This window comes from Saccharothrix luteola (assembly GCF_020859565.1).
GTDB lineage: Bacteria > Actinomycetota > Actinomycetes > Mycobacteriales > Pseudonocardiaceae > Actinosynnema > Actinosynnema luteola.
The window spans coordinates 178,122-197,824 of the sequence record NZ_JAJHUO010000008.1 but is presented as its reverse complement, the minus strand read 5'-3'; the positions used below and the strand labels follow the sequence as shown (position 1 = coordinate 197,824).

Annotated in this window: 23 protein-coding genes; 14 read left to right on the top strand and 9 right to left on the bottom strand. The window is 72.3% G+C overall.

The features are described from left to right. Positions 1-10: 10 nt before the first annotated feature. Both LNK82_RS13725 and LNK82_RS13720 read left to right on the top strand, forming a co-directional pair. Positions 11-949 carry a DNA recombination protein RmuC gene (locus tag LNK82_RS13725; protein ID WP_230567340.1) on the top strand — a complete coding sequence of 313 codons (939 nt, stop codon included), beginning with the start codon at positions 11-13 and terminating at the stop codon, positions 947-949. 37 nt (positions 950-986) lie between these two features. Then, a complete protein-coding gene (locus tag LNK82_RS13720; RefSeq protein WP_230567339.1) occupies positions 987-1,784 on the top strand; it encodes a DUF6542 domain-containing protein in 798 nt (265 codons plus the stop codon). Between the two features lie 23 nt (positions 1,785-1,807). Here LNK82_RS13720 and LNK82_RS13715 read toward each other — a convergent pair whose 3' ends face one another. Both LNK82_RS13715 and LNK82_RS13710 read right to left on the bottom strand, forming a co-directional pair. After that, on the bottom strand, positions 1,808-2,251 hold the full coding sequence (locus tag LNK82_RS13715) for a methylated-DNA--[protein]-cysteine S-methyltransferase (protein ID WP_268996380.1): 444 nt from the start codon (positions 2,249-2,251) through the stop codon (positions 1,808-1,810). A 59-nt stretch (positions 2,252-2,310) separates the two neighbouring features. Next, positions 2,311-3,579, bottom strand: a complete 1,269-nt coding sequence (locus LNK82_RS13710) for a DNA-3-methyladenine glycosylase 2 family protein (protein WP_230567337.1) — start codon at positions 3,577-3,579, stop codon at positions 2,311-2,313. An 80-nt stretch (positions 3,580-3,659) separates the two neighbouring features. Between LNK82_RS13710 and ychF the strand changes: the two genes are divergently transcribed. The 5 genes from ychF (at position 3,660) to LNK82_RS13685 (ending at position 6,074) form a co-directional block, all read left to right on the top strand. Next, positions 3,660-4,739: a redox-regulated ATPase YchF gene (ychF, locus tag LNK82_RS13705; protein ID WP_230567336.1), complete on the top strand. Its 1,080-nt coding sequence runs from the start codon at positions 3,660-3,662 to the stop codon at positions 4,737-4,739. A 107-nt stretch (positions 4,740-4,846) separates the two neighbouring features. After that, complete coding sequence (locus LNK82_RS13700) at positions 4,847-5,128, top strand: type II toxin-antitoxin system Phd/YefM family antitoxin (RefSeq protein ID WP_308257208.1); 282 nt, start codon at positions 4,847-4,849, stop codon at positions 5,126-5,128. After that, positions 5,125-5,379 (top strand): Txe/YoeB family addiction module toxin, encoded by a 255-nt coding sequence (locus tag LNK82_RS13695; RefSeq protein ID WP_230567335.1) that lies wholly within the window; start codon positions 5,125-5,127, stop codon positions 5,377-5,379. The genes LNK82_RS13700 and LNK82_RS13695 overlap by 4 nt, the downstream gene beginning before the upstream one ends. 78 nt (positions 5,380-5,457) lie before the next feature. After that, positions 5,458-5,661, top strand: coding sequence for a CopG family transcriptional regulator (locus tag LNK82_RS13690; RefSeq protein ID WP_230567334.1), 204 nt, complete (start codon positions 5,458-5,460; stop codon positions 5,659-5,661). Next, positions 5,658-6,074 (top strand): type II toxin-antitoxin system death-on-curing family toxin, encoded by a 417-nt coding sequence (locus LNK82_RS13685; RefSeq protein WP_230567333.1) that lies wholly within the window; start codon positions 5,658-5,660, stop codon positions 6,072-6,074. The genes LNK82_RS13690 and LNK82_RS13685 overlap by 4 nt, the downstream gene beginning before the upstream one ends. Here LNK82_RS13685 and LNK82_RS13680 read toward each other — a convergent pair whose 3' ends face one another. Continuing rightward, positions 6,075-6,215 carry a hypothetical protein gene (locus LNK82_RS13680; RefSeq protein ID WP_230567332.1) on the bottom strand — a complete coding sequence of 47 codons (141 nt, stop codon included), beginning with the start codon at positions 6,213-6,215 and terminating at the stop codon, positions 6,075-6,077. Positions 6,216-6,616: 401 nt separating this feature from the next. Here LNK82_RS13680 and LNK82_RS13675 point away from each other — a divergent pair, with 401 nt between their 5' ends. Continuing rightward, positions 6,617-7,831, top strand: a complete 1,215-nt coding sequence (locus LNK82_RS13675) for a mannosyltransferase (RefSeq protein ID WP_230567331.1) — start codon at positions 6,617-6,619, stop codon at positions 7,829-7,831. Here LNK82_RS13675 and LNK82_RS13670 read toward each other — a convergent pair. Further along, positions 7,787-8,080 carry a 4a-hydroxytetrahydrobiopterin dehydratase gene (locus LNK82_RS13670; protein ID WP_230567330.1) on the bottom strand — a complete coding sequence of 98 codons (294 nt, stop codon included), beginning with the start codon at positions 8,078-8,080 and terminating at the stop codon, positions 7,787-7,789. The genes LNK82_RS13675 and LNK82_RS13670 overlap by 45 nt on opposite strands. Before the next feature lie 137 nt (positions 8,081-8,217). Here LNK82_RS13670 and LNK82_RS13665 point away from each other — a divergent pair, with 137 nt between their 5' ends. Genes LNK82_RS13665 through LNK82_RS13655 form a run of 3 tightly spaced genes read left to right on the top strand, consistent with a single transcriptional unit; the run spans position 8,218 to position 11,788 of the window. Continuing rightward, positions 8,218-9,252 carry a thiamine ABC transporter substrate-binding protein gene (locus LNK82_RS13665; protein ID WP_230567460.1) on the top strand — a complete coding sequence of 345 codons (1,035 nt, stop codon included), beginning with the start codon at positions 8,218-8,220 and terminating at the stop codon, positions 9,250-9,252. Continuing rightward, on the top strand, positions 9,228-10,817 hold the full coding sequence (locus LNK82_RS13660; protein ID WP_230567329.1) for an ABC transporter permease: 1,590 nt from the start codon (positions 9,228-9,230) through the stop codon (positions 10,815-10,817). The genes LNK82_RS13665 and LNK82_RS13660 overlap by 25 nt, the downstream gene beginning before the upstream one ends. Further along, positions 10,817-11,788, top strand: coding sequence for an ABC transporter ATP-binding protein (locus tag LNK82_RS13655; protein WP_230567328.1), 972 nt, complete (start codon positions 10,817-10,819; stop codon positions 11,786-11,788). The genes LNK82_RS13660 and LNK82_RS13655 overlap by 1 nt, the downstream gene beginning before the upstream one ends. Before the next feature lie 171 nt (positions 11,789-11,959). On the opposite strand, the gene LNK82_RS13650 is transcribed toward LNK82_RS13655, so the two are convergent. Genes LNK82_RS13650 through LNK82_RS13635 form a run of 4 tightly spaced genes read right to left on the bottom strand, consistent with a single transcriptional unit; the run spans position 11,960 to position 15,497 of the window. Continuing rightward, the gene (locus tag LNK82_RS13650; protein WP_230567327.1) at positions 11,960-12,490 is read right to left on the bottom strand and encodes a GNAT family N-acetyltransferase; all 531 of its coding nucleotides are present in this window, start codon (positions 12,488-12,490) and stop codon (positions 11,960-11,962) included. Positions 12,491-12,505: 15 nt separating this feature from the next. Next, entirely contained in the window at positions 12,506-13,339 is an 834-nt protein-coding gene (locus tag LNK82_RS13645; RefSeq protein WP_230567326.1) for an ABC transporter permease, read from the bottom strand. Continuing rightward, a complete protein-coding gene (locus LNK82_RS13640) occupies positions 13,336-14,361 on the bottom strand; it encodes an ABC transporter ATP-binding protein (protein WP_372470483.1) in 1,026 nt (341 codons plus the stop codon). Before LNK82_RS13640 ends, LNK82_RS13645 begins: the two co-directional genes overlap by 4 nt. Beyond that, on the bottom strand, positions 14,358-15,497 hold the full coding sequence (locus LNK82_RS13635; protein ID WP_230567325.1) for a LolA family protein: 1,140 nt from the start codon (positions 15,495-15,497) through the stop codon (positions 14,358-14,360). Before LNK82_RS13635 ends, LNK82_RS13640 begins: the two co-directional genes overlap by 4 nt. 139 nt (positions 15,498-15,636) lie before the next feature. Here LNK82_RS13635 and LNK82_RS13630 point away from each other — a divergent pair, with 139 nt between their 5' ends. Genes LNK82_RS13630 through LNK82_RS47670 form a run of 3 tightly spaced genes read left to right on the top strand, consistent with a single transcriptional unit; the run spans position 15,637 to position 18,495 of the window. Next, complete coding sequence (locus LNK82_RS13630; RefSeq protein ID WP_230567324.1) at positions 15,637-16,371, top strand: response regulator transcription factor; 735 nt, start codon at positions 15,637-15,639, stop codon at positions 16,369-16,371. Further along, a complete protein-coding gene (locus tag LNK82_RS13625; protein WP_230567323.1) occupies positions 16,368-17,654 on the top strand; it encodes a sensor histidine kinase in 1,287 nt (428 codons plus the stop codon). Before LNK82_RS13630 ends, LNK82_RS13625 begins: the two co-directional genes overlap by 4 nt. Before the next feature lie 25 nt (positions 17,655-17,679). Beyond that, positions 17,680-18,495: an NUDIX domain-containing protein gene (locus LNK82_RS47670; protein ID WP_308257207.1), complete on the top strand. Its 816-nt coding sequence runs from the start codon at positions 17,680-17,682 to the stop codon at positions 18,493-18,495. Between the two features lie 164 nt (positions 18,496-18,659). On the opposite strand, the gene trpS is transcribed toward LNK82_RS47670, so the two are convergent. Next, positions 18,660-19,625, bottom strand: a complete 966-nt coding sequence (gene trpS, locus LNK82_RS13615) for a tryptophan--tRNA ligase (protein WP_230567322.1) — start codon at positions 19,623-19,625, stop codon at positions 18,660-18,662. Positions 19,626-19,703: the final 78 nt, after the last annotated feature.

Below are 19,703 nucleotides of genomic sequence, written 5' to 3'. Positions count from 1 at the left end.
TGATCGTGGGATGACGGCGGTCCTCAGCACGGCGGCGGTGGTCGTGGCGCTCCTGCTCGCGGGTGCGTTGGTGTTCCTCTGGCGGCTCTACCAGGACAGCGTCCGGCGCACCGACGCCGCGCTGGCCGCGGTGCGGGCCGAACGGGAACGCGGCGACGCGCAGTGGGCGGCGTTGCAGCGCTACGAGGTGGCGTTCTCCTCGGTCAGCGGGCGCGGCGAGCTCGGCGAGAAGGTGCTGGTGGAGACGGCGCGGGTGCTCGGTCTGCGGGAGGGGATCCACTTTGAGTTGCAAGTGGACGTGGCCGGCGGCGGTTCGGTGCGGCCGGACCTGGTGCTCAACGTCGGCGGTGGGCGGCGGGTGCCCGTGGACGCGAAGATGAGCATGGCCACGTGGGCGGAGGCGGTGGAGACCGACGACGCGACCGAGCGCGTCGACGCCCTGCGCGTGCACGTCCGCAACATCCGGGCGCGGGCCGCGGAGCTGGCGGGCAAGGGCTACCAGCGGTGGGCCGACGCGATCTACGGGACGATCATGTTCGTGCCGAACGACGGCGCGGTGGTCGCGGCCCTGGACACCGACCCGGAGCTGCTGCGGTGGTTGCTCGACCGGCGCGTGTTCCTGTGCGGGCCGACCGGGTTCGCGGTGATCGCGTCGGCGGCGATGTTCGCGGTGACCGACCGCGCGCTGGCCGACGACGTCGAGCAGGTCAGGGCGGCGGCGTCGCGGGCGCACCGGGCGGCGGACGGCGCCATCGACGCGGTGAACCTGTCGAGCACGCACCTGCAGCGGTTCCTGTCGGCGCGGCGGCGCGAGCTGGACGCGTTGGAGGGATTCCGGGCGGCCGTCGAGCCGTTGAGCAACGCGTCGTCCGACGTCACACCCCTGCCGCTGGTGAGGCGGGCGGACGAGGCCGGCCTCGGTGCACCCTTGGACGCCCGGGAGGCGTAATAGAGTGTGCCGGGACTGAGCCGAACGAGGAGTGTGCGTGACCGCTGCAATGCGTGACGACTCGCGCAGCGAGCCGGAGGACGACGAGTTCGCCGCCGTCCGCTGGAACGACCGCGCCATGTTCGGCAGCTTCCGGGGTCTGCCCTGGTGGGCGGCCGTGCTCATCGCGTTCGTGGTGGCCATCGTCGGCACGTTCGTCGACGTGAACTCGGCCGCGAAGACCGTGGGCTGGGTGTTCGCCATCACGTTCTTCGTGGGCTGCGTCGGCGCGGTGGTGTTCGTCGAGCGGCGCTCGATGTTCGGCCCGATTGTCCAGCCGCCGCTGGTGCTGGCGATCGTGGTGCCGATCCTGGTTGTGCTGACGCAGGGCATGCCCGGCGGCGGGCTGGCGTCGGTCGGCCTGGCGCTGGGCAAGCCGCTGATCGACGGCTTCCCGGCGATGGCGATCACCACGGCGTGCACGGTGATCATCGGCATCGTCCGCGTGACGACGCAGAAGGACCCGAACCGGCTGACCAAGGACGAGATCCGCGAGGCCAAGCGCAAGCCGGACGCGCCGCGCCGCGCCGACCGCCCCGCCGACCGCCCGGACCGCGCCGAGAAGCCGCAGCCGGAGGACCGCCCCAAGAAGCGCCCCAGGTCGGACCGCGCCGACACCCCGGCCGACCGCCGGGCCGACGCGCCCGCCGACCGCCGCCGCCCGTCCCAACCGGCCGACGAGGACCGCCCCAAGCGCCCCCGTCCCCCGTCGGGCTCCCCGGACCGCCCCCGCCGCCCCGCCCCGCCCCGGGAAGGCGGCCGCCCGCGCCGCCCCCGTCCGCGCGACGAGGACTGATCCGTCCGTGCGGTGGACGACGGTCACGCGACCCGGGACTCGTGGTCCAGCAGCCACCGCTTCACGTCCGCGCCCCACCTGAAGTTGCCGATCGCGCCGCCCGTGCGGATCACCCGGTGGCACGGCACGAACAGGGTGGCCGCGTTGCGGGCGCACGCGGTGGCAGCGGCGCGGACCGCGGCCGGACGGCCGGCCAGCAGGGCGTAGTCCGCGTAGCTGACCGGTTTGCCCGCCGTGACGGTGCGGAGCGCCTCCCACGCCTGCTGCATGAACGCGCCCCCGCGTTGCCGGACCGGGACGTCGGCGATCGCGCCCAGGTCACCGGCGTGGTAGGCGCGGATCGCCCTGGTCACCGCGCCCAGGTCACGGCGGTGCGCGAGCGTCGTCGGGCGCAGCGACGGCGAGACCTGCGGCAGCAGCTCGTCCACGTCCGCGGTCCACCCGCTGGCCAGGACGGCGCCGTCCATGGCGACGACGGCGGTGAAGGGGCTGATCGGCGTGTCGATGGTCGACACGTGGCCGGTGCTCACGCGGTCCTCCTCAAGTGCATCGCGGCGTACGAGCGCCAGGGGCGCCACGCGATGTTGTCGCTGGTCAAAGGGATGTCAGGGGCGCCGAGCACGCGCATCACGACGTACGAGGCCACCTGCGGGCCGACGCCGGGGAACGCCGACAGCTCGGCGTGCAGCTCGTCCGCGTCACGGCCGACGTCGACCCGCAACGTGCCGTCGGCCAACGCCCGCGCCACCGGCGAGTCGATCGCCGACGGCGCCGGGTACAGGTGCGTCACCGGGCCGTCGGGCTGCTCCAACCGCTCGCCCGGCGCGTCGTGGCCGAGCGCCCGGAGCAGGGTTTCCGCGCCGTCGACGCTCCCCGGCAACCGCACGCCCGGCCGGGCGACGACCGACGGTCGCAACGCCGGGTCGGCGGACAGGAAGTCGTCCACGGCCACCGGGTCGGCGTCCAGGTCCAGCAGCCGCCGCACCCGGCTCACCGCGCTGCCCAGGTCACGCAGGTCGGTCAACCGCAACGTGCACGACACGTGCCCCGCCGCCGGCTCCAGCAGCACGGTCGCCTGGCCGTGCGGCAGGCGCAACGACCGCGCGTAGCTGTGGTCCGTCACGTGCTCCACGCCCGGGATCGCGTGCGCCCGGAAGTACGCCAGCAGCCCCGCCGCGTCGAACGGCGGCCGGTACGGCAGGCGCAGCGTGATGCGGCCCGCCGCGGTCGACGCGGCACGGGTCGAGCGCATCGCCGACGGCGTGGCCGCGAACACCGCCCGGATCGTGTCGTTGAACTGCCGCACGCTGGCGAAACCGGCCGCGAACGCGATGTCCGCGAACGACAGGTCCGTCGTCTCGATCAGCAACCTCGCGGAGTGCGCGCGGTGCGCCCGTGCCAGCGCCAGCGGTCCGGCGCCCAGTTCGGCGGTCAGCACGCGGGTCAGGTGGCGTTCCGAGTAGCCCAGCCGCGCCGCGAGCCCCGGCACGCCCTCCCGCTCCACCACGCCGTCGGAGATCAGGCGCATCGCGCGGGCGGCCATGTCGGCCCGCAGGTTCCACTCCGGCGAGCCGGGCACGGCGTCGGGCAGGCACCGCCGGCACGCCCGGTAGCCGGCGGACTGCGCCGCCGCCGCGGTCGGGTAGAACTCGGCGTTGCGGCGCTTCGGCGTCACCGCGGGGCAGGACGGCCGGCAGTAGATCCGGGTCGTGCGCACCGCGAGGATGAAGCACCCGTCGAAGCGGGCGTCGCGGGCGGCGACGGCCCGGTAGGCGCGTTCGTCGTCGAGGAGCATGCGACCTACTCTGCCAGCGGCGGGACGTGGGGTCTCGCGGGAATCGGACACGGCATCCGGGGCGCGTAGACTCACCCACCGTGAGTTTGACCCTCGGTATCGTCGGCCTGCCCAACGTCGGCAAGTCCACCCTGTTCAACGCCCTCACGCGCAACGACGTGCTGGCGGCGAACTACCCGTTCGCGACCATCGAGCCGAACGTCGGCGTGGTGCCGCTGCCGGACGCCCGCCTGACGACGTTGGCGGACATCTTCGGCTCGGAGCGCGAGGTGCCGGCGGTGGTGTCGTTCGTCGACATCGCGGGCATCGTGAAGGGGGCGTCCGAAGGCGCGGGGTTGGGGAACAAGTTCCTCGCCAACATCCGCGAGGCCAACGCGATCTGCCAGGTCATCCGGGTCTTCGACGACTCCGACGTGATCCACGTCGACGGTCGCGTCGACGCGGCGGCCGACATCGAGACGATCAACACCGAGCTGATCCTGGCCGACCTCCAGACGTTGGAGAAGGCCATCCCGAGGCTGGAGAAGGAAGCCCGCACGCAGAAGGACCGCCGTCCGGCGCTGGAAGCCGCGCAGAAGGCGCGCGAGGTGCTCGACGGCGGGCGCACGCTGTTCGCCGCGCAGTCCGAAGTGGACGGTGAGCTGCTGCGCGAGCTGAGCCTGCTGACCGCGAAGCCCTTCCTGTACGTGTTCAACGCCGACGAGGCCGTGCTCACCGACGAGGCGAAGCTCAAGGAGCTGCGCGAGCTGGTGGCGCCCGCGGACGCGGTGTTCCTCGACGCCAAGGTCGAGGCGGAGCTGCTGGAGCTGGACGAGGAGTCCGCCCGCGAGCTGCTGGAGTCGATCGGTCAGCACGAGCCGGGCCTGTACTCGTTGGCGCGGGCCGGCTTCCACACCCTGGGCCTGCAGACCTACCTGACCGCCGGCCCGAAGGAGTCGCGGGCGTGGACGATCCCCCGTGGCGCGACCGCGCCGCAGGCCGCCGGCGTGATCCACACGGACTTCGAGCGCGGCTTCATCAAGGCCGAGGTGGTCTCGTTCGAGGACTTGGTGGAGGCGGGCTCCATGGCCGCCGCGAAAGCCGCCGGCAAGGTCCGCATCGAGGGCAAGGACTACGTCATGGCCGACGGCGACGTGGTGGAGTTCCGCTTCAACGTCTGACCGGTTGATCGAAGGAGGTCGGACAGCTCATCCGGCCTCCTCGGCATGCCCCCACCGTCCTCCAGGGTGGTACGATATCCGGTACCAGAGAAGAGGGGGTGCCCGCCGTGTCCATCACCGCGAGCGAGGCCCGTAGAGACCTGTTTCCCCTGATCAAGAGGGTCAACGAGGACCACGACGCCGTCGAGATCGTGTCCAAGCACGGAAACGCCGTGCTGGTTTCCGCCGAGGACTACGCCGCCCTGCGCGAAGGCTCCTACCTGCTGCGCTCGCCCGCGAACGCTCGTCGGCTGCTCAAGGCCTACGAGAACGCGTTGAGCCGGATCAACCTCTCCGAGCGTGCGCTGATCGACCCGGATGCGGCAGACGCGGACAAGGGTGGCGAGTGAGGCTCGTCTTCGAAGAGCACGGCTGGGAGGACTACACGTCCTGGCTCAAGAACGACCGCAAGACGCTCGCCCGGATCAACAAGCTCATCGAGGACGTCCTCCGCGACCCGTTCACCGGGATCGGCAAGCCCGAACCCCTCAAGCACCACCTCCCGGGTGCTTGGTCGCGGCGGATCGATGACGAGCACCGGCTGGTCTACCTCGTCGTCAACGACGAGATCGTCATCCTCGCGGCCCGTTATCACTACTGATCGAGGGGGAGTCGCCCGGAGCCGGCGCACTCGGGAATTGCGGACCGGCTCGTGCTACCACATTGGTAGCATCACGGCATGGCGATGACGTTGCGGCTGTCCGACGAGCAGGAACGCGCGCTCGCACTGCTCGCCGAGGCGGACGGGGTGAGCAAGCACGAGGCCGTGGTGCGTGCCATCGCGGACGCCGCCGCACGCCGCGTCCGCCAGGACCGCGTCCGAGGCCTCTCCGCTGAGGGGCGAGCACGGTACGCGGGGCTGCTCGACCGGCTCGCGCAGTGACCGTGGAGTACCTGACCCTGGAGGACCTGCTGGCGCTCGCGGACGACTTGGGCGTGCCCCAGGTCCGCGACGTGGGCCTGCTGGACTCCGCCGCCCACCGGCCCCGGTCGTCGCTGATGGGGCAGGACGCGTACGAGGGCGTGCACGAGAAGGCCGCCGTGCTGCTGGAGTCGGTCCTGCGCAACCACCCGTTGATCGACGGGAACAAGCGGCTGGGGTGGATGTCGACGTTCGTCTTCTACGGCCTCAACGGCGTGGACCTGGACGCGCCGGAGGACGACGCCTACGACCTCGTCATCGCGCTGGCGACCAGTGAGATCCGCCACCCGGAGGCCGCCGCGCGCCTGGCCGGCTGGACCAAACCCGACACCACGCCCCCGCGTGACGCGCCGGAGTTCCGGCTCGACGGGTGATCACCGGCCCGGCAACAGCTTGGTCAGGTCGACGTCGATCTCGAATGGCACGGTGACGTGCAGCGAGTCGCTGAAGATGCCCGTCGGCGCGTAGGACTTGGCGTGGCGCGGCCACGCGGGGGACCGTCGGTACCGGAGCACAGGCCCCTGAACAGACCTCGGGGCGGGGGGGGGGGGGGGGGCGCCCCCCCCCCCGGGGTGTGGAGGGCTGCGAGCGGCCCCCGGGTGTGGGCCCGGGGGGGCCGGGGGGGGCCCCCCCCCCCGCCCCCCCCCCCCCGGGGGGGGGGGGGCCCCCGGGGCCCCCCCCCGCCCCGAGGTACTGTGCTGAAGGCGTCAGCGCACCTGGTTGCGGCTGTGGCGGGCCAGGGCGAAGACGCCCCCCGCGGTGGCGAGCATGGCCAGGGCAGAGACGGTGAACACGACGATGTCGGTGGTCATGCGATTTTTCCCCTTGCGTTGATCTCCCACTCGTCTTGACGTCCGGGTACCCGGTTTCGTGGCCCGACAGTCGTGTAATTCACACGATCGTGGAGGTAGATGCAGTGGGACTGCGTGCACTTGAGGGGCGGGTCCTCGCCCTCGCGCCGTGGATCCTGGCCGTGTCCCTGCTCGGGCACCTGGCGATGGTCGCGTTCCAGGCGAAGATGACCATGGTGGACCTGATGGTCTACCGGAACGCCTCACCCGAGCTGTTCACCGGTTTCCTCTACGACTGGCGGCTCAAGGAGTTCTCCGACCAGTTCGCCCTGCCGTTCACCTACCCGCCGTTCTCCGCGCTCGTCTTCGTGCCGCTGTCGTGGGTGCCGTGGGGCCTGGCCCGCTGGTTCTGGCAGCTCGCCTGCCTCGCCTGCCTGTGGTTCGTCACCCGCAAGTCCCTCCAGCTCGTCGGCAGCAACGACCCGCGCCGCGCGATGCTGTGGACCGGCCTGTTCGTCTGGGTCGAGCCGGTCCGCACGACCCTGAACTACGGCCAGATCAACCTGGTCCTGGCGGCCCTCCTGCTCGGCACGATGGTCAGCGCCCAGAGCTGGAAGCAGGGCGCGGGCGTCGGCATCGCGGCCGGGTTGAAGCTCACGCCCGCCATCTCCGGCCTGTACTTCCTGCTCAACCGCCGCTACCAGGCCGCCGTCTGGTCGATCGTCGCGTTCTTCGGCACGGTCGGGCTCGGCTACCTGATCTCGCCGCGCCTGTCGACCGAGTACTGGTTCCACCTGCTCGGCGACGCCTCCCGCGTCGGCCCGGTCGGCTCGGCGATCAACCAGTCGCTGCGCGGCGCGCTGTCCCGCACGGTCGGGTACGACATCGGCACGGGACCGATCTTCCTCGGCGCCGTCGTGGTCGCGGCCGTGCTCACGGGGTTCGCGCTGCACGCGTCGCTGAAGGCCAAGGACACGTTGGCGATGATCGTGTCGGTCCAGTTCCTCGGCCTGCTCGTGTCGCCGATCTCGTGGAGCCACCACTGGGTGTGGGCGGTGCCCGCGCTGATGTGGCTGGTCTACGCGGCCAAGCACCGGCTCGCCACGGTCACGGCCGTCGCGTGGGTCCTGGCGATCGGCAGCTACCTGATCTCGTTCCTGCTCAAGACGCAGCCGTCGATCTGGATCGTCTCGCGCCCCTGGTACTACTCGGCGCTGGGCTGGGTGTACCCGGCCGTGGGCGTGCTCACGCTCGTCACGGTCGCCGTGGTGCTCCGGCAGCGGACGTCGTCGACGTCACAGGAAGACGTCGAGCACCCCGTCGATCTCCTCCGCGAGTGACACGTCCAGCGCCGTGATCCCGCCGCTGGAGTGCGTGCCGCAGCGGAACGTGAGCGTGCGCCAGCGGATGTCGATGTCGGGGTGGTGGTTGTCGTTCTCCGCGATCTCCGCCACCCGGTTCACCACCTGCAGCGCCTGGGCGAAGCTCTCCAGCTCCACCGTGCGCACCAGCGAGGCGTCCTTCGCCTGCCACGAGGGCAGCGAGGTCAGCGCGGCGGTCACCTGGTCGTCGGTCAGCAGCTCGGCCATGGCCCTGATCGTCCCACCGAGCGGGGTAAGCTGCGCGTTCGCCACGGGAGTCCGGTGCTGCGCCGGGCTGAGAGGAAGGCGCGCGAGCCTTCGACCGTCCACACCTGATCCGGGTCATGCCGGTGTAGGGAGAGATGATGTTCCGACGAGTGCTGCCCATCGTGAGCGCGTTCGCGCTGCTCACGGCCTGCTCGGTGACCACGTCCAGCACACCTCCGCCGGGGGAGCGGGTCGTCACGCTGGTGACGCACGACTCGTTCGCGCTGAGCCCCGGGCTGCTGGAGCAGTTCAAGACCGACACCGGCATCACGATCAAGCCGCTGGCCAGTGGTGACGCCGGTGAGGTGACGAACAAGCTGGTCCTGACCAAGGACGCCCCGATCGGTGACGTCGCCTTCGGCGTGGACTCCACGTTCGCCTCCCGCGCCCTGAAGGAGGGGGTGTTCGCCGAGTACGCGAGCTCCGAGGCGCAGCACGGCGCGCAGCGCTACCAGCTCGACCCGCCGAACCGGCTGCACGCCGTCGACGTCGGCGACGTGTGCCTGAACATCGACGTCGCCGCGTTCAAGGACGTCGGCGAACCCAAGCAGTACGCCGACCTGGCCGACCCGAAGTACAAGGACATGCTGGTGGTCGAGGACCCGGCGACGTCCTCGCCGGGCCTGGCGTTCCTGCTCGGCACGATCGCCACGTTCGGCGAGCAGAACTGGCAGAACTACTGGGGTCAGCTGAAGGCCAACGGCGTGAAGGTCGTCAGCGGCTGGGAGGAGGCCTACACGCAGGACTTCTCCGGCTCCAGCGGCAAGGGGCCGCGGCCGATCGTGGTGTCCTACGCGTCGTCCCCGTCGGCGGAGATCGGTGACGACGGCGCGCCGCGCACCAAGGCGCTGCTGGACACGTGCTACCGCCAGGTCGAGTACGCGGGCGTGCTGAACGGCGCGAAGAACGCCGAGGACGCCAAGAAGGTCCTGGACTTCCTGCTCGGCGAGCAGGTGCAGGCCGACGTGCCGGGCCAGATGTACGTCTACCCGTCACGGGAGGGCGTCGCGCTGCCGGAGGCGTGGACGAAGGCCGCGCCGCTGCCCGCCTCCGCGCGGTCGCTGCCCGCCGCCGAGGTCGACGCGAACCGCGAGCGGTGGGTGCAGCAGTGGCGCACGTTGGTCCAAGGCTGACCTGGACGCTCGCCGCGCTCCTGCCGCTGGCGTTCCTGGGCGTGTTCTTCGCCTGGCCGGTGCTGGCGATCGTCGCGCTCGGCCTGGACGAGGGCGGCGTGCTGCCGGTCCTGGCCCGGGCCGACACGTGGGACCTGGTCGGGTTCACCCTCGGCCAGGCCGCCGCGGCGACGGCGTTGGCGCTGGTCACGGGCCTGCCGGTGGCGTTCTTGCTGGCCCGGTGCCGGGTGCGGGGCACGGGGTTGGCGCGCGCGGCGGTGATGGTGCCGTTCGTGCTGCCGACCGTGGTGGTGGGGCTGGCGTTCCGGGCGTTGTGGCCCGACGGCGGCGTGCTGCCGATCGTGCTGGCCAACGCGTTCTTCAACGTCGCCGTGGTCGCCCGCACGGTCGGCGGCTTGTGGGCGCGGGTCGACCGGCGGGCGGAGGACGCGGCACGGGCCCTGGGCGCGTCCCGCGTCCGCGCGTTCACCTCCGTCGTGCTGCCGTCGTTGGCGCCGGCGATCGGGTCGGCGGCGTCGGTGGTGTTCCTGTTCTGCGCCACCAGCTTCGGCGTGGTGCTGGTGCTCGGCGGCGCGCGTCACCGCACCTTGGAGACCGAGATCTACTTGCGCACGGTGGAGCTGTTCGACCTGTCGGGCGCCGCCGCGCTGTCGTTGATCCAGTTCGCCGCCGTGATCGCGGTGCTCGTGATCGGCGGCCTTGCCCGCCGCAAGCGCGAGAAGTCCCTGTCGCTCCGGATCGAGCCACCCCGCCGGCCCACCGGCGGCGAGTGGGGCGTGGTCGTCGCGGCGTGGCTGGTCGTGGCCGCACTCCTCGTGCCCGTCGTGGGCCTGGTCGCCAGGTCCCTGGCCACCGACGACGGCTGGAGCTTCGCCGGGTACGCGGCCCTGGCGGGCACGGGCGAGCGCGGCACGCTGGCGGTCTCCGGCCTGGACGCGGCGCTGAACTCGGTGCGCACGGCCACCGACGCCACCCTCCTCGCGCTGCTGGTCGGCGTGACGTCCGCGATCGTCCTGGTCGGGCTGCGGCGGCACGGGTCCTGGTTCGCGGAGACCCTGGACACCGCGCTGATGCTGCCGCTGGGAGTGTCCGCCGTGACCCTCGGCTTCGGCTACCTGATCACCATGGACGCGCTGCCCGGCGATTTCCGCACGTCACCGCTGCTGGTGCCGTTGGCGCAGGCGTTGGTGGTGACGCCGTTGATCGTGCGGATCGTGCTGCCGGTGCTGCGCGCGGTGGACGAGCGGCTGCGGCAGGCGGCGGCGACGTTGGGCGCGAGCCCGTGGCGGGTGTGGCGCGAGGTGGACCTCCCGCTGGCGTCGCGGTCGCTGCTGGCGGCGGCCGGGTTCGGGTTCGTGGTGGCGTTGGGCGAGTTCGGCGCGACGAGCTTCCTGGCCCGGCCGGACGCGCCGACGTTGCCGGTGGTGATCGCGCGGCTGATGTCCCGGCCGGGTGAGCTGAACAGCCAGATGGCTTACGCGGCGTGCGCGTTGCTGATGGTGGTGACCACGGTGGCCGTGCTGGTGATCGAGCGGCTGCGCGTGCCGAGCGGCGGGGAGTTCTGATGTCGTTGCGGGTCGACGGGGTGAGCGTGGCCTACGGTCCGGTGACCGCGGTGTCCGATGTGGACCTGTCCATCGCGGACGGCGAGGTGGTGGCGCTGCTCGGACCGTCCGGGTGCGGCAAGTCGACGTTGCTGCGCGCCGTGGCCGGGCTGGAACCGCCTGCCGCGGGCGTCGTGTCGTGGGACGGCGTCGACCTGGCCGGCACCCCCGTGCACCGGCGGGGTTTCGGGTTGGTGTTCCAGGACGGTCAGCTGTTCCCGCACCGCGACGTGGCGGGCAACGTGGCGTTCGGGCTGCGGATGCGCCGGGTGGAGCGGGAGGCGCGCGAGAAGCGGGTGGCCTCACTCCTGGACCTGGTCGGCTTGGCGGGCTACGCCGACCGCCGCGTCACCGAGCTCTCCGGCGGTGAGCAGCAACGCGTGGCCCTGGCCCGCGCCCTCGCACCGCGCCCCAAACTGCTCCTGCTCGACGAACCGCTCTCCGCCCTCGACCGGGCGTTGCGGGAGCAGCTGGCGGTGGACCTGGCGCGGCTGCTGCGCGACACGGGCGCGACGGCGCTGGTGGTGACCCACGACCACGACGAGGCGTTCACCCTGGCCGACCGCGTGGCCGTGATGCGGGCGGGCCGGATCGTGCAGGTCGGCGAACCGTCCACGGTGTGGCAACACCCGACCGACGTCGAAACCGCCCGCTTCCTGGGCTGCGGCAAGATCCTGCACCCCTCCGCCGCCGAACACCTCCTGGGCGTGCGTGCGAGGGTCGGCCTGCGTGCGACGGCACTTCGCGTCGACCCCTCCGGCACCATCGAGGCGGAAGTCCTGGAACGCGTCCACCGCCGCGACCACGTGCGGCTGCTCGTGCGGCTGGCGGGCGAGGACTTCGAGGCAGTCGCCCCAGTCGCCACCCCACCGTCCCCGGGCGACCGCGTCACGCTGACCGTGGACCACGACGGCATCGCCATCATCGACTGACTTGTCAGGTGAACGCGACCTGCGCCCTGAGGCGGGCCAAGGGCGCTCTGACACGAAACCCGGACCGACAACGGACCCGGCACATCCCCACCCACCGGCCGTCATCCTGCTGATCTGCCCGTCCGGCGAGGACTCTTTTGATCTTGACGCTTCCCGCCGTCACCACCACCGTCAGTGACCCAGGTCGAGCGCGTACTCCACATCCCCGTGCTCAGCACCCTCGATGTAATCCGGCCACTCCTCGTGGAACGTCCGCACGTACTGGAGCCCGACCTTCTCCAACACCCGCCGCGACCCGGCGTTTACCGCCATCGCGTACGCCACGATCCGCCTCAACCCCACCGCCCGCCCGTGCTCCACCAGCGCGGCAGCCCCCTCCGTCGCATAACCACACCCCCAGAAGTCGGGGTGCAGCCGATACCCCAACTCGGCCACACCACCGCCCACCTCACTCAACTCGAACCACCCGACAAACGCGCCCGCCCCCGACGCGCCCGCCCCCTTGAGACGGGCCGCCCACCACCCCCCACCCATCACCTTCGGCAGCACGACCCGCTCCACGTCCGCCCGCGACACCGGCTTGCCGTCCTCGATGTACCGCATCACCCGCGGCTCGCCGAGCAACCACGCCACCGCGTCCACATCGGACTCCACGACCTCGCGCAGCACCAACCGCCGGGTCTCCAACGACACCACGTCCATGCCGCCGATCCTCGGCTAGTTGTCCTTGGTAGCCAACCGCATTGCCGCCAACGACATCCCGATCAGGATGTAGCACCCCGCCAACGCCGTGCTGCGCCACAACCCCTCGGTCGGCAACGGGTCGCGCATCACGTCGATCAAGCCCTCCCACGCGGACGTGAGGAGGTACGGGTGCAGCCAGTCCAACGCGCTGAACACGCCCAGCACCGCGAACACGATCACACCGGCCATCGTCGCCGCCATCACCACCAACGGGTGCTCGGTGCACGCCGAGATCGCCATCGCGATCGCCGCCACACCCCACACCTGCACGGTGACCAGCAGGATCGTCAGCACGATCCGCCCGAGCGCCGCGCCGAACGACAGCGTGGACCCCGACAGCGTGAGCATCCCCTGGCCACCGAACAGCACCACACCGGTGATCGTGCCGACGAACGCGATCAACGTCACCGCGAACAAGGTCATCGTGGCCACGCCGAACGCCTTGATCCCCAGCAGCCGCAGCCGACCGACCGGCGAGATCATCAGCCCGCGCAACGTGCCGTGCTGCGCCTCACCGGCCAGCCCGTCCGCCGCCCAGATCGCCCCGACCAGCGGCAAGAGCAGCGGCAATGCCAGGAACAGCGTGAACACCGGCAGCACGAGCCCGTTGCCCGCGATGATGGCGGCCAGACCGGGTCCCGCCGCACCGTCGCCGTCCACCGCGAACCACAGCCCGATCCCGGCCAGGATCGGCACCAGGCACAGCGACGCCAGCCCGATCACCGTCCGCGGCCGGCGCACGATCCAGCGCAGCTCCGAGCGCAGTTGCCTGCCCAGCGGAGCGCGCGTGGCGACCAGCGCGCTCATCGGGCCCCCTCCTCGATCGTGTCCACGGCGGACAGGTTGTGCTCGGACTCCTCGGCCTCGGTGAGCCGGGCGAACAGATCTTCCAGACCGGTGCGGTGACGACGCGCCTCGTGCACCTCGACCCCCGCGTTCACCAGCGCCCGCACCACCACGGGCGCGGTCGTGCCGATCAGCTCGACCCGCACGCCCCCCTCGATCGGGCGCGCCGAGATCCGACCGGCGCGCAACGCGTTCAGCGCGTCGTCCACGTCCGGCGTGACGACCAGCAGCGAACTGCTGTCCGCGTGCAGCAACTCGGCCAGTTCCCCTTGCGCCACCACGGTTCCCCGGTGCAGCACGGCCACGTGCGTGCACGTCGCCTCGATCTCGCTGAGCAGGTGCGAGGACACGACGACCGTGCTGCCCGCCTCGTGCAGGTCCGCGATCACCTTGCGCACCTCGCGCGTGCCGGCCGGGTCGAGGCCGTTGGTCGGCTCGTCCAGCACGATCAGCTTCCGCCGCACCAGCAGCGCCGAGGCCAGCCCCAGCCGCTGCTTCATGCCCAGCGAGTACCCCCGGTAGCGCCGGTGCGCGGCCGCGGCGAGGCCGACCCGCTCCAACGCGTCCTCGACGGCCTGCCTGATGTCGCCCGAGGCGAGCAGCGGCTCGAAGGCCGCCGCCCGCCGCAGGTTCTCCCGCCCCGACAGGAACGGGTGGAAGCCCGGACCCTCGACCAGCGCGCCCACGTGCGGCAACGCCTCCGCGACGCCGTCGGGCAACGCCTTGCCGAGCAGCTCGACCTCACCCTCGGTCGGCCGCACGAGCCCCAGCAGCATGCGGATCGTGGTGGTCTTGCCCGACCCGTTGGGGCCGAGCATCCCGAGCACCGCCCCCCGCGGCACGTCCAGGTCCACCCGGTCCACCGCGACCGTCCGCCCGTACACCTTGCGCAGTCCCCGCGTCCGGGCCGCGAAGACCGGGGTGGAGCCGGCGGTCCCGGAAAGGGACGCCGACTCCACCCGCGCGCTGGTCGAGGAGGTCACTTGACCTGGCCGATCGCGTCCACGAGCACCTGCTCCGGCACCGCGCCCGCGGCCACCCGGCCGTCGTCGGCGATCAGCACGCCACCGACCCGCGTGGTGATGAGCGTGCCCGAGCCCCAGTCGCCGCTGACCTGCTTGCCCAGCTGCTTGATCAGCCCCTGCACGTCGACGTCACCGCCCTCGCCGCGCTCCTGCCAACGGCCCTCGCGCTGACCCTGCTCCCGCTGCGCGTCCGCGAGCCCGGTCAGGGCGTCGTCCGGTACGCGGGCGGCCAGCACGACGTCCCAGCCCTCGCCGATGACCTGCGGGTTCGCCTCGGTGAACGCCTGCTCGGCGGCGGCCTTGTCCTCGGCCGACGGCTCGTCGACCTCGGGCTCGGTCACCTTCGCGCCGGCGGGCGGCGTGAACGCGAACAGCGACGCGTCCTGCGGGCCGACGTTCAGCTCGGAGAACCCGACCTGCATGGCCGGCGCGTCCGTGCCGTTGGTCAGCACGGCCACCCGCAGCGGCACCCGCAGCTCCGAGTCGACCGCGACGCGCACCTCGCGCAGCACCGTCTTCTCGGTCGGCTTCGGCGTCAGCACCAGCTCGTACACCGGCCGGTTCGCCACGCGGGCGGTGCCGTCGACGGTGACGTCGCTGTACTCCTGGATCGCCGCCACCACCTGGCGCGACAGCGTCACCGGGTCCGTCGGCACGGCCTGCTGCTCGCCGCCGAGCTCCGGCTTGTGCTGCTCGAACGCGCCGTGCGGCATCTTCTTCACGGTCTGCTCGGCGGAGTCCCACAGCCACGCGGTCTGGCCGTCGTCGACGAACGTGCGCTCGGAGTCGCCGCCGGGCAGCTGCACCCGGAGCTTGCCCTGGCCGTCGGTCCAGACGCGCAGGTTGCTGGCGCCGTCCGACGCCTGCGGCACGCCGGCGATCGCCGGGATGCCCAAGTCGTTGTCCACGTCCACCGTGCCGCCGAACGCGGCCGGCTCGGCGTTCAGCACGGACTCCACCAGAGCCTCGGCGCTCACGTCCGGCAGCACCGGTGCGGGACCGGCGCCGGCGGGCATCGCGAGGAGCCCGAGCCCGGTCGCACCGGCGACCACGCCTGCCGCCGCCGCCACGACGGTCACCCTTCTCCGGTTCATGTGTCCCTCCTCCTACCGGGCAGCCCCTTGCGACCCGACAACCCAGACACTCCTCCGCGAGCCCTGAGATCGAGCTGAGAGCGGCCCGGACGCTGAGAGCGACCTGAGACTCCCGCGCCGATTGTCCTCCTCACGGGGCATGCTGTGGGACGTGAGACCACGGGTGCTGGTTGTGGACGACGAGATCGGCGTACGGCGCGCGTTGGAACGCGGCCTCTCGGCGGAGGGCATGGAGGTGGTCACCGCCGCCGACGGCCCCAACGCCCTGCGCGTGGCGTTGACCGGCGCGTTCGACGTGGTGCTGCTGGACATCATGCTGCCCGGCCTGTCCGGCTACCGGGTGTTGCAGCGGATGCGCGCCGAGGGGGTGCGCACGCCCGTGCTGATGGTGTCGGCCAAGGACGGCGAGGTCGACCAGGCCGACGGCCTCGACCTCGGCGCGGACGGCTACCTGGTGAAACCGTTCTCGTTCGTGGTCCTGGTGGCGCAGGTCCGGGCGTTGCTGCGGCGCAACTCCGCCGACCTGGCGCGGCGCAGGCTCAAGCTGGGCGAGCTGGTGGTGGACCGCGCCATGCGCGAGGTGAGCTGGGCCGGCGAGCCGGTGTCGCTGTCGCCGCGCGAGTACGCCGTGCTCGACGTGCTGGCCAGCCGCGCCGGATCCGTCGTGACCAAGGACGAGCTCCTGCGCACGGTGTGGGGCGACGAGCAGGCGGCCACCCGCAACGCGGTCGAGGTGTACGTCGGCTACCTGCGGCGCAAGCTCGACGCCATGGGCGCGGGCGAGGTCGTGCGCACCGTGCGCGGCCACGGCTACCTGGCGTCCACGCCCGACCTCGACGCGGCGCTGGGTGCGGCGGGGACCAGGCGCAGGTGAACCTGCGCCGGTGGTGGCCGCCGCGCCGGTGGTGGCTGCGGCGGACGCTGAGGTTCCGCATCACCGTCGTGGCGACCGGCGTGGCCCTGCTGTGCCTGCTCGCGTTCACCCTCCTGGCGCCTCAGCTCATCGGGTACGTGCAGGTCAACGCGGTGGACCGGGAACTGGCCAAGGCGGAGAACGTGCGCGTGCTCGACACCGCCGGCAACCCGCTGGACGGCGGGCCGAAACCCGACCTGACCGCGGCGGAGGTTCGCGCGCTCAAGGCGGGCGAACCCGTGCTGCGGATCGACGGCCCCAGCGCGCACCGGTGGATCGGCCGGGTGGAGTTCGCCCCGGACGGCACGCCCCGGCTGCACGTCGCCGGTGACACGCTGGTCGGCTACCGCGAGGCGAACCAGCTGGGCACGCGGTGGCTCGCGGTGGCCGCGGTGCTGGTCGCGGGCCTGGTCGGGATCGCGACCTGGCTGGCCGTGCGGTCGTCGTTGCGGCCCGTGGAGCGGATGCGGGTGGCCGCGGCGGAGCTGCCGCGCGGCCAACGACTGCCCGTGCCGGCCGCGCGGGACGAGCTGCAAGCGCTCGCCGAGGCGTTGAACGCCCTGCTGGCGCGTCGCGACGAGGCAACCGAACGGCTGCGCCGGTTCACCGGCGACGCCGCGCACGAGCTGCGGTCGCCCGTGACGTCCGTGCGGGCGCAGGCCGAGGTCGCGGTGGCGCACCCCGACCCGGACTTCTCCATCGAGGTGCTCGAATCGGTCGTCGAGGAGTCCGAACGGCTGTCCGCGCTGGTGGACGCGTTGCTGATCCTCGCGCGCGCGGACACCGGCGAGCTGCCCCGCGCCGAGCCCGTCGACGTGGTGCTTCAGGCGCAGGCCGCCGTCGACCGGCTGGGGGAGACGGAGCTGCTCGTGCAGCTGGCCGCGCCGATGAGCGCGTGCCTGATCTCCGCCGCGGGCACGGAGGTCGAGCTGGTGCTGGACAACCTGCTGCGCAACGCCGCCCGGTACGCCCGGACGTTCATCCGGATCTCCGTGCTGCCGGCCGTGCGCGAGGTGCGGTTGCTGGTGGACGACGACGGGCACGGCATCCCCGAGGAGCACCGGGACAAGGTGTTCGACCGCTTCTACCGGGTCGAATCGGACCGCGGACGGGCCACCGGCGGGTTCGGGCTGGGGCTGGCGCTCGTGGCGCACCTGGTGCGGCGGAGGCGCGGGACGATCCGGGCCGGCGAGTCGCCGGAGGGCGGCGCCCGGCTGGAGGTGCGCTGGCCGCTGTACCGGTGACGTCGGGGTGGCAGGATCGGCGACCGTGCCCGAGCTGAGAACCACCACCCTGGTCGACGCGCCGTTGCGGACCGTCGCCGCCGCGTTGCTGGACGCGCGACTGCTGGCGCGTGCCGTGCGAGGGCTGGGCGTGCGGATCACGGGTGGCGCGCCGGTGCTGTTCGTGGGTGCTTCGCTGGCCGGGTCCGTGGGGCCGGTGAACGGGACGCTGGTCGTGACGCGGGCCGACACCACGGGCGTGTCGGCGGAGCTGGTCGGTGGGCCGTTGCCGCGGTTCACGCTGGTCACGGACCTGCTGCACACCGGTGGGGGCACGATGGTGGTCGATTCCGTCGAGTGGTCCACGCCCGGCGGCCCGTTCGGGCGGCTGGCGGACGTCCTGGTGGGCCGCGGCCTGGCCCTGAAAGTCCTCGAAGCCCGTGCCGCCGCCGTGGCCGCCCGCAGCATCGACCTGCTGAGCGCGCGCGTAGTAGTAGGTGCGGCGATCATCCGTGACGGCCTGCTCCTGGCCCAGCAACGCAGCTACCCGCCCGAGGCGGCCGGCAAGTGGGAACTGCCGGGCGGACGCGTGGAGCCGGACGAGACCGACCACGCCGCCGTGATCCGCGAGTGCTCGGAGGAACTGGGCGTGACCGTCACCCCGGGCGACCAGGTGGGGCCCGACGTCCCCCTGCGCTCCGACCTGATCCTGCGCGCCTACACGGCCACCCTGACCTCGGGCACCCCGATCCCGACCGACCACCAGGCGATCCGCTGGCTGGCCTCCGCCGACCTGGACACCGTCGACTGGCTCCCCGCCGACCGCGTCCTCCTCCCCTCCCTCCACCCCCACCTCTCCTGACCCCCGCGCGGGTCGAACACTCAGGTCCCGCGTGTCGAACGCTCCGAACGACCGTGTCCTACGTTCAGGACCCCCGAGTTCAACGTTCCGGACGTTGAACTCGGGGGTCCTGAAGGTTCGACACGCGGGCCCTGGAGGTTCGACACGCGCGGGTGGGTGGGGAGTCAGCCCAGGCCGGACATGCGCAGGGCGGCGTCGAGGCGGTGGGTGCAGCGTTCACGCGAACGTTCCGCGCCGTGCGCCCGCGCCCGGTCCAGCTCGGCCGGGTCGTCGAGCAGCCCCTGCGTCACCTCGCGCACGGGCCGCAGCTCCTCGACCACCGCGTCCGCGGCGGCCTCCTTCAACTCCGAGTAGTCCTTCACCGAACCCGCCAGCTCCTGCGGGTCCTTCCCCGTGCACGCCGCCAGGATCTCCAGCAGGTTCGCCACGCCCGGCTGCTCCTCCGGCGCGTAGCGCACCTCGCCCCGGTCGTCGGTCACCGCACGCCGGATCTTGCGCCGCACCAGGTCCGGCGGGTCGAGCACGAACACCGTGCCCGCCGCGTCCTTCGCCGTCTTGGCCATCTTCCGCGACGGATCGGCCAGGTCACGGACCCGCGACGCGGTCGGCGGCACGACGGACCGCGGCATCACGAACACCTCGCCGTACGTGCCGTTGAACCGACGCGCCAGCACCCGCGCCAGCTCCACGTGCTGCCGCTGGTCGTCACCGACCGGCACCTCGTGCGCGCCCTGCAGCAGGATGTCGGCCGCCATCAGCACCGGGTACGTGAGCAGGCTCAACCGGACCGACGACCGGCCCGCCGACTTCTCCTTGAACTGGATCATCCGGGCCGCCTCGCCGTACGTGCAGGTGCACTCCAGCACCCACGTCAACGCGCCGAGCTCGCGGACCAGGTCGGACTGCACGGCCACCGACCGCGGGTCGACGCCGGCGGCGATGAGCACCGCCAACTGCTCCCGGGTCAGTGATCGCAGTCGTGACGGGTTGTGCGACGTCGTCATGGCGTGCAGGTCGCTGATGAAGTAGACGTCCTCTTCGGTGCCCTCGGCGGCCCACCGCCTGATCGCGCCGAGGTAGTTGCCCAGCTGGACGGGACCGGACGGGGTGATCGCGGACAGCCTGATCATGGTGATCCCTTCGGGGTGTGCCCGCTCGGCGTGGCCCCCCGAAAGCACGAAGGCCGCCCCAGCGGGCGGCCTGCGTTC

Bases quoted from the DNA above. Each gene is read 5' to 3' on its own strand.
- LNK82_RS13645 (WP_230567326.1), bottom strand. From the start codon at position 13,339: ATGAGCGCGCTGGTCGCCACGCGCGCTCCGCTGGGCAGGCAACTGCGC.
- LNK82_RS13650 (WP_230567327.1), bottom strand. From the start codon at position 12,490: ATGGACGTGGTGTCGTTGGAGACCCGGCGGTTGGTGCTGCGCGAGGTC.
- LNK82_RS13635 (WP_230567325.1), bottom strand. From the start codon at position 15,497: ATGAACCGGAGAAGGGTGACCGTCGTGGCGGCGGCGGCAGGCGTGGTC.
- LNK82_RS13725 (WP_230567340.1), top strand. From the start codon at position 11: ATGACGGCGGTCCTCAGCACGGCGGCGGTGGTCGTGGCGCTCCTGCTC.
- LNK82_RS13715 (WP_268996380.1), bottom strand. From the start codon at position 2,251: ATGGACGGCGCCGTCCTGGCCAGCGGGTGGACCGCGGACGTGGACGAG.
- LNK82_RS13710 (WP_230567337.1), bottom strand. From the start codon at position 3,579: ATGCTCCTCGACGACGAACGCGCCTACCGGGCCGTCGCCGCCCGCGAC.
- LNK82_RS13670 (WP_230567330.1), bottom strand. From the start codon at position 8,080: ATGGCCGAGCTGCTGACCGACGACCAGGTGACCGCCGCGCTGACCTCG.
- LNK82_RS13665 (WP_230567460.1), top strand. From the start codon at position 8,218: ATGTTCCGACGAGTGCTGCCCATCGTGAGCGCGTTCGCGCTGCTCACG.
- LNK82_RS13690 (WP_230567334.1), top strand. From the start codon at position 5,458: ATGGCGATGACGTTGCGGCTGTCCGACGAGCAGGAACGCGCGCTCGCA.
- trpS (WP_230567322.1), bottom strand. From the start codon at position 19,625: ATGATCAGGCTGTCCGCGATCACCCCGTCCGGTCCCGTCCAGCTGGGC.
- LNK82_RS13630 (WP_230567324.1), top strand. From the start codon at position 15,637: ATGCTGTGGGACGTGAGACCACGGGTGCTGGTTGTGGACGACGAGATC.
- LNK82_RS13655 (WP_230567328.1), top strand. From the start codon at position 10,817: ATGTCGTTGCGGGTCGACGGGGTGAGCGTGGCCTACGGTCCGGTGACC.